Source organism: Lacunisphaera limnophila (assembly GCF_001746835.1).
GTDB lineage: Bacteria > Verrucomicrobiota > Verrucomicrobiia > Opitutales > Opitutaceae > Lacunisphaera > Lacunisphaera limnophila.
Map to the genome: position 1 here is coordinate 1,909,887 of NZ_CP016094.1, position 11,087 is coordinate 1,920,973.

Genomic DNA, 11,087 nt, shown 5'->3' on the forward strand with positions numbered 1-11,087 from the left:
GTCGCGGCGGTCCGTTTGCACGCATGAAGATCGGTTTCCTGGGCGGCAGTTTTGACCCGGTCCATTTCGGCCACCTGATCGCGGCGCAGGATGTCTATGAACAGTTCAAATTCGACCGGCTGTTCCTGGTGCCGGCGGCACAGGCGCCCTTGAAGCCGAATGACGTGCAGTCCTCCGTGGAGGACCGGCTGGCCATGCTGCAGGCCGCCTGCGAGTGGGACCGGCGCTTTGAGATCGCGGACTACGAGCTGCGCAAGGGCGGCGTGAGCTACACCATCGACTCCGTGCGGCATTTCCGGGCCCAGTTTCCCGACGACGAGCTGCATTGGGTCATCGGCGGCGACCAGCTGCCCCTTTTGCACAAGTGGAAGGAGATCGAGGAGCTGGCGCGGGAGGTGAAGTTCATCTTCCTCGAGCGGCCGCGTCATCCGGACAAGCCGCACGTCGACATCCCCGGGCTCCGGCTGCAGCGTTGCGACGGCCACCTGATCGAGATCAGCTCCAGCGAACTGCGCCAGCGCGTCAAAGAGGGGCGCTCCCTGCACTATTTCTGCCCGCAGAAAGTAATCGCCTATATCGAAAGCCGGCAGCTTTATCGCTGAGACCCGATGAAACCCAAATCCACCCGCAAGCCCGCCACCGCCAAGCCGGCCAAGGTCGTCAAGGCCGCCAAACCGGCCAAAACCGTCAAGACCGTCAAGGTCGCCAAACCGGCCAAGGCCAAGGTTGCCCGCAAGACGAGCCCGACGCTCGGCCTGTTGAAACTGATCGTGTCGGCCCTGGACGGCAAGAAGGCGGACCACCTGCGCGTGCTGGATGTGAGCGAGCAATCGAGCATCACCGATTTTCTGGTGTTGGCCAACGGCACCTCCGAGCCCCACCTGCGCGCCCTGCGCGTCGAGTTGGAGAAGGTGCTTGATGCCGAGAAAGCGAGGATACTGGGCATGGATGCCACCCAAGGCAGCGGCTGGATCGTCGTGGACGCCTTCGAGGTCATGGTGCATCTTTTTACCCCCGAAAACCGCGATAAGTACCGGATGGAGACCCTTTGGCGAGATGCCACCGAAGTTCCTGTCAGTCAGCTTATAAGCTAATTTTAGGCGCGGCTTTTCCTGCGGGGAGGGTGGGGCCAAAGTAACCTGATACATCAGGCCATCGCGCGAGGGTGATTACATATTTTACTATCCCTTTAAAGAGTTAACCCTTGTCACTCCCGTCCCGGTTTCGTCTGATGCAAACCTCTCGCACATACTGTGCGGGTCTCGTACATAACCAGAATAAATCCATAATATGAATACTCGTTCCACCAAGGGCTTCACCCTCGTCGAAATCATGATCGTCGTGGTCATCATCGGCCTCCTGGCCGCCATGGCCATTCCGGCCTTCCAGAAGGTCCGTCAGTCCTCCCAGGACAAGGCCGTGTTGAACAACGCGCGCCAGCTGTCCGCCGCTGCCGACCAGTACTACCTGGAGAACGGTGTCTCCACGGTCGCTTCGAGCAACCTCGTTGGCTCCGGTGCCTACGTCAAGGCCATCAACACGGTTGCCGGCGAGACCTATCCGGCCGGTTACTCGCAGGGCATCACCATCACGATCCTGTCGGTCGCTGGTGCTCGCACGATCACCTACGCCCCGTAATTCGGGCTGGGTCCAAAACTTCAAGAGCCGTCCCGCAAGGGGCGGCTTTTTTTTGCCCGGATGACGCGGTCTCCGCCACCCCGGAGGCAGAATCGAGCTTTTGTTTTACGCCGGCCCTGTCCATTTTCACCCCGCCCTATGAAAACCCTTCGAGCGTTGATCGCGGACCGGTGGCTGCAGCTGTTCCTCCTCAGCGCCGTGGCGGCCGTCGTCCTGGGTTTTTTCACGCTGAGCGACGAGCTCGCGATGCGCGTCGTGATTTATGGCGGGTACTGGGTGATGCTCGGGTTGGTGGTGCTCTTCGCGCGTAGCCTCTGGCGGCTCGGTCCGCCGGATCCGGCGGCCTGGGTGGCCGCGCCCCGCTGGCCGATCGCCCTGATTCTGGGCTGCGGGACGCTCCTGCTCGTGCATGAAGCCTATGGGTTCAAGATCCTGATGGATGAGGCCATGCTCCTCGGCACCTCGATGAGCATGCATTTTGACAAGATGGCGCTCGTCCCGATGCGGGGCCACGACATCCAGGGGGCGTTCCAGATCATGGGCGGCGAGTTGGACAAGCGGCCGCTACTTCATCCTTTTCTGCTGTCGGTCCTGCACGACCTGACGGGTTACCGGCCGGAAAATGCCTTCGTGCTCAATACCGGTCTGACCTTTGTCCTGCTGACCCTGGCCTATGACGCCGGGCGCCGGATCGCGGGCCGGGCCGCGGGCGCACTGACGGTACTCCTGCTCACCAGCCTGCCGCTCCTCGCGCAAAACGCGACGGGCGGAGGTTTTGAAATTTTGAATCTCGTGATGATCCTGGCGAGCCTGCTGCTGGGCATGCGGGCGTTGGAACAGCGCGACGGCCGGTCGCTGGAGGCGCTCCTGCTGGCCGGCATCCTGCTGGCCAGCACGCGTTATGAATCCGTGCTGTTTCTGCTGCCAGTCGGCCTGGTGATCCTGCGGGTATGGTGGGTCGAGCAGCGTCCGGTGCTGACCCCCGTGCTGGTACTGGGACCGCTCCTGCTGGTGCCTTATGCCCTGCACAACCGGGTTTTCAGCGCCCGCACCACCGCGTGGGAACTGGCGAGCAAGCCGGGTTTTGAGCGCCCCTTTGACCCGGCCTACCTGCCCGACAACCTGGCGCATGCGCTGAATTTTTTCTTCGACGCCAGCGGCGAGCAATCCAACTCCCTGGTGATCGCCGTCCTCGGCTTTCTGGCGGCGCCGTTTTTCGCCCTGTGGGTGTACAAGACCCTGCGTAGTCTGCGCACCGCGGTCCCCGCCCGCGCGGCCCTGGCCGTCTTTTCCCTGGGCTTCGCCGCCCACACGCTCCTGCTCCTCTGTTATTTCTGGGGCAAGTTCGACGACCCCGTGATCCGGCGGCTGAGCCTGCCGCTCAATCTCGGCCTCGTGCTCGCCGTGGTGGGCGCCGCCGCCGGCTTTGGGGCGGGCCCGCGGATCTGGCGGGGACTGGCCCTGCTGACCGGGGTGGGGACCTTCGTTTTTTCCATCCCGGTGATGGCCCGGCATGATTACTCGCTCGATTATTATGTCGGTCGGGAGATGGAGTGGCGGCGAGACTTCATCGCCGCCCATCCGCTGAAGGATTATCTCTTCATCGATAACAACAGCATCATGTGGATCACCCATCTCGTCTCGGCCACGCCCTTCACGCAGGCCCTGCACCGGAAAGACGTCATTCTCTTCAACCAGCGCAACCGGGTCTTCTCGGCCATCTATGTCTTCCAGCGGCTGAGGGTCGACCCTGTCTCGGGCGGGCTGAGTCTGGAGCCCGACGAGGATCTCGGGCCGGACTACCAACTTGAGCCGGTGATCGAGCAACGGTTCACTCCGTTTACCGTGAGTCGCATCAGCCGGGTGGTGGCGATCGCGGACGGCCCGGCCAGCCCGCCGGTCGTGGCCGGCCCCGGGCCCGTCCTCACGGCCGAGGAACGGGAGAAGGTCCGGCAGCAGTATCTCGAGGAGTTCATCAAACAGCTGCCCTGACCATGGAATTCCGCCGAACTGCCCTTGCGGCCTGGCTGAGCCGGCCGGAGTCGCGCCTCGCCGCGCTGGGCTTGAGCGCGGTCGCCGCGGTCTGGTGGGGGTTTGTCGGCGTGGGCGTGCGGCCGGCGGAGCAGTTCCTCATGCGCGGCGGATACCATGTGATGACGCTGACCTTCGGGCTCTGGTTGTTCGCGCTGGCCCGGCTTTGGCGTGAGCGCGGGCCGGAGGCCCTGGCCTGGCCGGTGCGCGAACGGCTTCCCGCCCTCGCCCTGATCGCCGTGTGCTGCACCGTCGCCCTCGTGCACGAGAACTTCCGGAGCAAGATCCTCTACGACGAGTACGTGCTGCAATCCACCGCCTTCAACATGCACTACTTCCGGGATGTCGGCGTGATGGTGCGCGGTTACGACCTCCTCGGGACCTTTGTCTCGTTGGACAACTACCTCGACAAGCGGCCGTACTTTTATCCCTACCTGATCTCCCTGGTGCACGGGCTGTCGGGGTATCGTCCGGCCAACGCGATTGCCGTCAACGTGCTGTTGCTGCCCGTTTGCCTCGGGCTGGCCTACTGGCTGGGTCGCGGCCTGGCCGGCTGGCGCGGGGGCCTGCTTGCGGCGGGTCTCCTCGGCACGCTGCCGCTGCTGGCCCAGAATGCCACCGGGTCCGGGATGGAGCTCACCAACCTCACCATGCTGCTCGCCTGCGTCGTGCTGGCCGGGGCGTGGCTGGAGCGGCCGGACGAGACGCGGCTCACGGCCTTCGTGCTGGCCGGGGTGCTGCTGACGCAATGCCGATATGAGTCCGCGCTCTACGTCGTGGCCGTGGTGGCGGTGGTGCTGGCTGGCTGGTGGCGGGCGCGGCGCTGCGTGGTCGCCTGGCCCGTCGTGGTGGCCCCGCTGCTGCTGATGCCGGTGGCCTGGCACCAGCGGGTGCTGTCGGCCAGTCCCGTGCTGTGGGAGATGAAGGCGGATCAGGTGAGCCGCTTCGGCCTGGAGTACCTCGAGGGGAACCTGCGGGGCGTGATCGGACATCTGTTTTCGTGGAACACGCAGCAGGCCAATTCCCCGCTGCTCTCCGTGCTGGGAATCGCGGCCCTGCTCTGGGTTGCCGCCTGGCTGGTCTGGCGCGGGCTGCGGGGTCCCCGGGCGGTCGCCGCCCGGCACCTGCCCTGGCTGTTGTTCGGTGCCGTGATCTGCGCCAACACCGCGTTGATCCAGTTCTATTTCTGGGGTTCGTTGTCCGATCCCATGGCAGCCCGCTTCGGCCTGCCGTTGTGCGTGCTGCTGGCCTTCGCGGTCGTGTTTCTGGCGCGTTGGCTTGACCGGCGCCTGCCCGCCACGCCCTGGCTGCTGGCGCTGCTGGCGGTGGCGTTTCTCGGCTTCGCGCTGCCGCGGCAGGCGCGCCACCACTATTCGAACTTGGGCAATGACGAGATCGAGTGGGAGCGTCGCTTTGTGGCGGACCGGGCCCCGGTCAGCCGCCTCATCATCACGAACAAGTCCTCGCTCCCCTGGCTGATGGAGCAGACCCCTTCCATCCTGCTGCCGCGTGCGCGAATCCTGGAGGACCGCCTGCGGCTGCACCTGGCCCGGCGGACCTTCGGGGAGATCCTTGTCATGCAGTCGCTGCGACCGACGAACGCCCGCGGCGGCCACCAGCTCGTGCCCGAGGAGGAGCTGCCGCCGGGCTTTGCCCTCGAGTTCATCACGGAGAAGCGCTTCGGCACCAAGATCGCCCGCATCAGCCGGCTGGTCGCCGTGACGAAAGGAGGCGAGGGATGAGCGAAGCGGAGCAAACCTACGATCTGGCCCATCTCGGGGGCAGCGCCGTCAAGTGGCGTGATTCCGCCGCCTTGCGGGCCGTCTATGGCGACATCCTGCGGGGCATGCAGGCCGCCTGCGGGCCGGGCCCGACGCTGGAAATCGGCTCTGGCATCGGGGTGGCGCGCGAGGTGTGTCCCGACTGGGTGCTGAGCGACGTCGTGGCCACGCCCCATGTCAGCCGCGCGGTGTCGGCCTACGAGATTCCGGCGGAGGCCTGGGGCAACATCGTGGCGTTCGACGTGCTCCATCACCTGCGCGAGCCGCTGCGGTTCTTTGCCAGTGCGGCCGACGCGTTGCGGCCCGGCGGCCGCATCGTGCTGACCGAACCGGCCGGCACGCCGGGCGGCTGCCTGTTCTACCGGTTGTTTCATCCCGAGCCCTGTCTGCCGGCGGAGATCATCCCGCCCTACAGCTTTGCCGCGGATGAGGACGGCTTGTTTGCGAACATGGGCATGGCGCATGCGCTTTTCGGCCGGGAGCGGATCCGGTTTGCGCGGATCCTGCAGGACTTCGGCCTGCGGGTGGTGACGGTGCGTTACCGTGATCTGCTGGCCTATCCGGCCACCGGAGGTTTTTCCCGGCCGGCGCTCCTGCCTGCTCCTGTGCTGCGCGGGATGCTCACGCTCGAGTCGGCCTTGCCGCAGGCGATGCTGCGTCTGCTCGCTCTCCGCATGCTCGTGGTGCTGGAGCGTGCTCCGACTAAGTCCGCGTAACGCGGCGCGGGCTCGCGTTCGGAAGGCGCTTCGAATGTCGCGGGAATTTCCGTCGACCTCCCTCAACAGAGGCGGCTGATCGCGGACGCACGAATGACTGGCTGGTCAGGCCACGAGATGCGATGGCTTCCGGCGCAGCAGCAGGCCGACCACACCGAGGCCGAGGAGCGAGAGCAACAAACCGGGCCACAGTCCGCGCGGGTGAAAATCCAACACCACCTCATGCCGCCCGGCGGGGACCGGCACGGCCCGCATCCACCCATTGGCGGGTACGACCGCCACCGGCATGCCGTCGACCCGGGCCACCCAACCGGGATACCAGGGTTCGGCCAGCACCAGCAGGGCGGGGGCGGAGGATTCGGTCGTGAGGGCGAGGTGCTGGTTGCGATACTGATGGATTTGCGCGGAGCCGACCGGTGTGCCTGAAGCCGGGGTCAGCGCGTGGGCCGCGGACTCGATCAAGGCCTGGCGATGATAGTCGTGCCCCGCCGCGATCTGGCGCAGGGCCGCGCGCCAGTCCGCGACCGTCAAGGTCTGATGGGTGAGGTAGGCCCGGGGTCCGGCGGGGTCCGCGAAACGCACATGTCCGGTGGAGGGATCGACGGTGAGGGAGAGGCTGAAGCAGGCCGCCCAGGGGTGCAGCGCCGGGAGCAGCTCGTCGCGGATCTCCGCCCGGTGAAAGGTGGGGAGCGGCTGGCCGGCCAGCAGGTAAAGCGCGTGCCAGGTGCGGGCCAGGGCCGGGTTGTTGAAACCGGTCAGGGTGGAGACTCCGGCCTGGGCGCCGGCGTTGGCGCGCAGCAAGGAACGGGGGAGCGCGGCGCGGGGCCACGCGCCGTCGCGCGGCATGCCTTCGGCGGCCAGATCCTCGCGGATCCGCTGTTCATGGGCCGGGGGTGGCGGCACGGCGTAGAGCCGTCCCTGCCAGCCGAGTCCGCCCACGAGGATCACGCCTTGGAGCGCGAGCAGGCCGCCCAAGGCCGTGCGGGACAGCTGGTGCGTCTCGCGTTGCCGCTGCAGCCACCAGGCCGCGAGCAGGATCAACGGCAGGGCGCTGCCGAGGAAATAGCGGCTGGGGTAGCGCAGCGCGCCGAAGCCGGGCAGCGCGTCAGTGAGCCAGGGCAGCAGCGGGGTGTGGTTGCCCGCCGCGAGTAACAACCCGAGCGCGGCCCCGGCTGCCAGGCCGCGGACGTTGCGCTCGCGCGGCAGGTAGGCGAGGGCGGCGCCGGCGGCGAGAATCACGACGAGGCCGACATGGAAATTGGCCTCCACGTTGGAGGACGAGAGCAGGCCGGGCGGCAGCAGCAGCGCGAGCCAATCCTCCCCCCGGGCACCGTACAACGTGGCGAACAAGGCGTCGTGCGCGGGCCGGTTGCCTTCCTGCAGCAGCTCGAGAAAAGGCAGCAATTGCACGGCCACGAGGGCCGCGGCGAGCACGCCACCCGCGATGCCTGCGAGCAGCAGGCGGCTCCCCTCGCGCCACGAGGTCACGCGGCCGGCGACCACGGCCGCCAGCGGAATGAGTCCGTGCCAGAGAATCTGGGGACTGCCGGCCACGTAACCCAGGGCCAGCCAGAGGGCGAAGTGGGCCACGCTGCGGGGCCCGGGTTCATCCTGCAGGCGCAGAGCGGCGCGCCAAATCCAGGGCAGCAGGCAGAGCACACAAAAAACCTGCAGCTGTCCGGTTTGGAGCCGAGCGAGCACCGCACCCGAGAGGGCGTAACCGAGACCGACGGCCCAGGCCAGGCCAGGACCGAGGCCGCACTGCGCGGCCAAACGCCGGCCGCCCTCGAGGGCGAGGACCAGGTGCAGCCAGACGGTAGCCAAAATTCCGCCCGTCACCCCCAGGGGCAGGACCAGCCAGGTGGCCGGATAAAGCACCGCGGTCTCGACATCCGCGAAAAAGGGGCGCCCGAGGGCGACGTGGGGATTCCACCACGGCCATTCGCCCTGCAGGACCATGGCGCGGAAATCGTGCCGGTAGCACTCGTGCATCAAGTTCGCATCGTACCCGGTGAGGGGACCCGCGGGCAGCAGGCACAACGTGGCGGTGAGACCCGCGGCCACGACGAGGCTGATCAAGGGCAGCTGTTGCCACCGCGTCGTCATGGGAGGGGGCCGGCCGCCGCTTCAATCGCCCGACCCAGGTCGCGGGCCGACCCGTGCAGAACGCGGTCGAGCTCGGCCTGGTCCAGCCGGAAGATGAGGATCGAATAACCGATCATAGCTTCGGGCCGGCGCACGCGCAGGTAGTGACACAAACGAGCGAAACGCAGTTGCTCATACTGATCCCACGCCTGGTTCCATTCCGCGGCGGTCAGATCGTTGATCGGCGCCGCGGCCGGATCCAGTGGTCCGTTCAGGCTCTCGAACACGCCGGCGAGGGCCCGGAATTTCTGGTAGCGTTCTTCCTGGGCGGGCGTCCAGGGCCCGCGGATGCCCATGTAGACGTGCTGCAGCATGGTGGCGCTGATCGCGTAGAGCCCGGGTTCCAGCCGATGCCACGGACGCCGGATCCGAAAGCCGTGGATCATCGGCATTCTCACCGCCTGGATGCCGTAGTAGTCCGGTTCCGCGGTGCCGAAATAGGAGAGATGCAGTCTTTCCTGCGGCCGATGGTTTTCCTCCAGCCAGCGCTTCAGGCCGGGCAGGTCCTGGCCCCAGTCGAGGGAGCTGTCCACGAGGTGGTGGTAACCCTGGGCCGGCCCGCCGACGATCGGACTGAAATAGGCGAGGTAGTGGGGATGCACGGCGCGCAGGTCCGCGACCTGCCAGCCGGCCAGCAGCGCCGCGAGGCCGGTCATCAGCCAACCGCCCGCGCGGTTGCTCCGCCAGGCGCGGACGATCATCCAGCCGATCACCCCCGTGGCGACATACAGCACCGGATACGTGGGCAGGATGTGCCGGTGGCCGATGTTGAGGTGGCTGGCGAGGGAGATGCCCCAGTACGTGGCGAACAACACCAGCAGGGGCAGGACCCGCCGGAGCTGGAACCCGAGCGCGCGGATCCCGCGTTCCCGGGCCCACAGGGCCAGCCCGGCCGCGGCGGCGGTGACCGCGACGAGCAGCGCCGGGGTGGTCTTGTAGAGAAAGGCCTTGGGGAAAAACGAGACCCAGCCGAAGATGCTGTAGTCGCCATCGAGGAACGCCCCGCGGGCCTCGGCGTGCTTCAGCACGAACATCAGCCCGTAGAGGAATCCCTCCGGGAGCAGGCGCCAGTCCCGGCAGAGTGACACCACCGCCGCCTTCAGGCCGCCGAAGGAGAGGACATAGTCCCAGGCCAGGTTGAACTCACCGGCCGGCAGCGCGGGATTGAAGGCGGAGTACCGGAAACCAAAGGCGGCCCAAATGATGAGGAAAGCCGCGAGGCCATGGGTCAGGAGCGAAAAGCCGAACGGCCGCCACCGCAGGCGCGGGGCGGAGCGGGAAACGAGCAGTGCCGCGACGGTCAGCAGGCCGAACAGCGGGGGCAGCAGCACGGCGGAAAACTTGGCCACGCAGGCCAGGCCGAAGGTGACCGCACTCAGCGCGAGCACGCGGCGCCGCGGATCGTGCAGGTGCCACCACCAGGCGGAGACCGCGGCGAGGAGGAAAAAGGCCATCGCCATGTCCGAGGTGGCGAGTCCGCTGTGGGCCAGCAGGGTCGGGCAGGTGGCGCCGAAGACGAGGGCAACCAAAGCCCCGGCCGGACCGAAAAGGTGCCAGGCCCAGTACGGGACCAACAGCAGCACCGCCGCGCCGAACAACGCGTTCATCGCGCGGGCGCCCGTCAGCATCCGGGCGGGATTGTTGCCGGCCCCGAAGAAAAAACGGTGGCCGGTCTGCCAGACATTGGACTCCCTCCAGTTGGGATCCTGCAGATCCGGGTAGGTGGCGCCCATGATCACGGCGGGCAGCGCCTGCCAGCGCTGCGGCAGATTGCCGTTCTCCGGGTGCATCCGATAATCGTTGTAGCGGTTGAAGGTGTAGCCGCCGGTGAGGTGCGCCAGCTCGTCGGCGGTGTTGGACTTGTCCCGCATGGCCCAGGAGGCGAGGACGGCATGCCCGAGTGCGAACAGCAGGGCCGTGCAGATAAGCCAGCGGGGTGGAAGCGGTGGGCGGGAAGGCGGCAAGGGTGAAACCGGATGGATGGAGTGCAGTATGGACACTTTCCCACCCGGCACACAACCTCCCGCTCACGTCACATGAATGCCGAGGAATATGCCAACATGCAGCGGATGGAGGCGACGCACTGGTATTACGCCGGCAAGCGGGAGATCGTCCGCGCCTGGCTCCGGCGGGCCGGCCCGCCCCGGGCGGAGCAGGTGCTGCTCGACTGCGGCGCGGGCACGGGACGTTTCGCCGAGGAAATGGCGGCGTCGTGCCGCGTCCTGGTGCTGGATGACCACGAGGAGGCGCTGCGGCTGTTGCGGGAAAAATTCCGGCCGGAGCAGATCCTCAGCCTCGCGGGGGACCGGGTGCCGTTGCCGGACGGTTCGCTGGATTACGTCACCGCCCTGGATGTGTTGGAGCACACCCCGGACGACCGGGCGGTCGTGGACGGTTTTCACCGGCTGCTCAAGCCGGGTGGGTCGGCGGTGGTCACGGTCCCGGCCAGCATGGCGCTGTGGAGCGACTGGGACGAGGTGTTGCACCACTTCCGGCGTTATTCCCGGCCGCAGCTGCAGGCGCTCTTTCCGCCGGCGCAGTGGGAGATCCTGCACGTGAATTACACGAACGTGACCGTCTATCCGGTGGTCTGGCTGCTGCGCAAATGGCGGCGGTGGTTTCCCGCCGCGGCCGGCGCCGCGCGCGCGGAGGACCGACTGCCGTCGCCGCTGGTCAACCGGTTGTTGCGCTGGCAATTCGTGACGCTGGCCTCGTGGCGCTGGCCGCTGCCGTTTGGCGTGAGCCTGTTGCTGGTGGCGCGTCGGCGCTGAAGCGC

Annotated in this window: 9 protein-coding genes; 7 read left to right on the forward strand and 2 right to left on the reverse strand. The window is 67.0% G+C overall.

The window, feature by feature from the left end:
• Nucleotides 1–23 precede the first annotated feature (23 nt).
• The 6 genes from nadD to Verru16B_RS07940 all read left to right on the forward strand — a co-directional run bounded on the left by nadD (nt 24) and on the right by Verru16B_RS07940 (nt 6,166).
• The gene (gene nadD, locus Verru16B_RS07915) at nt 24–602 is read left to right on the forward strand and encodes a nicotinate-nucleotide adenylyltransferase (RefSeq protein WP_069961773.1); all 579 of its coding nucleotides are present in this window, start codon (nt 24–26) and stop codon (nt 600–602) included.
• Nucleotides 603–608: 6 nt separating this feature from the next.
• Nucleotides 609–1,094, forward strand: a complete 486-nt coding sequence (gene rsfS, locus Verru16B_RS07920) for a ribosome silencing factor (RefSeq protein WP_083270199.1) — start codon at nt 609–611, stop codon at nt 1,092–1,094.
• A 196-nt stretch (nt 1,095–1,290) separates the two neighbouring features.
• Nucleotides 1,291–1,638: a prepilin-type N-terminal cleavage/methylation domain-containing protein gene (locus Verru16B_RS19110; RefSeq protein WP_069961774.1), complete on the forward strand. Its 348-nt coding sequence runs from the start codon at nt 1,291–1,293 to the stop codon at nt 1,636–1,638.
• 138 nt (nt 1,639–1,776) lie between these two features.
• Entirely contained in the window at nt 1,777–3,630 is a 1,854-nt protein-coding gene (locus Verru16B_RS07930) for a glycosyltransferase family 39 protein (RefSeq protein WP_157772338.1), read from the forward strand.
• Between the two features lie 2 nt (nt 3,631–3,632).
• Nucleotides 3,633–5,411 carry a glycosyltransferase family 39 protein gene (locus tag Verru16B_RS07935; RefSeq protein ID WP_069961776.1) on the forward strand — a complete coding sequence of 593 codons (1,779 nt, stop codon included), beginning with the start codon at nt 3,633–3,635 and terminating at the stop codon, nt 5,409–5,411.
• Nucleotides 5,408–6,166: a methyltransferase domain-containing protein gene (locus Verru16B_RS07940; RefSeq protein ID WP_069961777.1), complete on the forward strand. Its 759-nt coding sequence runs from the start codon at nt 5,408–5,410 to the stop codon at nt 6,164–6,166. Before Verru16B_RS07935 ends, Verru16B_RS07940 begins: the two co-directional genes overlap by 4 nt.
• 105 nt (nt 6,167–6,271) lie before the next feature.
• Here the strand turns inward: Verru16B_RS07940 and Verru16B_RS07945 are convergent, their stop codons facing one another.
• Both Verru16B_RS07945 and Verru16B_RS07950 read right to left on the reverse strand, forming a co-directional pair.
• Nucleotides 6,272–8,272, reverse strand: coding sequence for a YfhO family protein (locus Verru16B_RS07945; protein WP_069961778.1), 2,001 nt, complete (start codon nt 8,270–8,272; stop codon nt 6,272–6,274).
• On the reverse strand, nt 8,269–10,275 hold the full coding sequence (locus Verru16B_RS07950) for an ArnT family glycosyltransferase (RefSeq protein ID WP_157772340.1): 2,007 nt from the start codon (nt 10,273–10,275) through the stop codon (nt 8,269–8,271). Before Verru16B_RS07950 ends, Verru16B_RS07945 begins: the two co-directional genes overlap by 4 nt.
• A 72-nt stretch (nt 10,276–10,347) precedes the next feature.
• On the opposite strand from Verru16B_RS07950, the gene Verru16B_RS07955 reads away from it, so the two are divergent.
• Nucleotides 10,348–11,082 (forward strand): class I SAM-dependent methyltransferase, encoded by a 735-nt coding sequence (locus Verru16B_RS07955; protein WP_069961780.1) that lies wholly within the window; start codon nt 10,348–10,350, stop codon nt 11,080–11,082.
• Nucleotides 11,083–11,087: the final 5 nt, after the last annotated feature.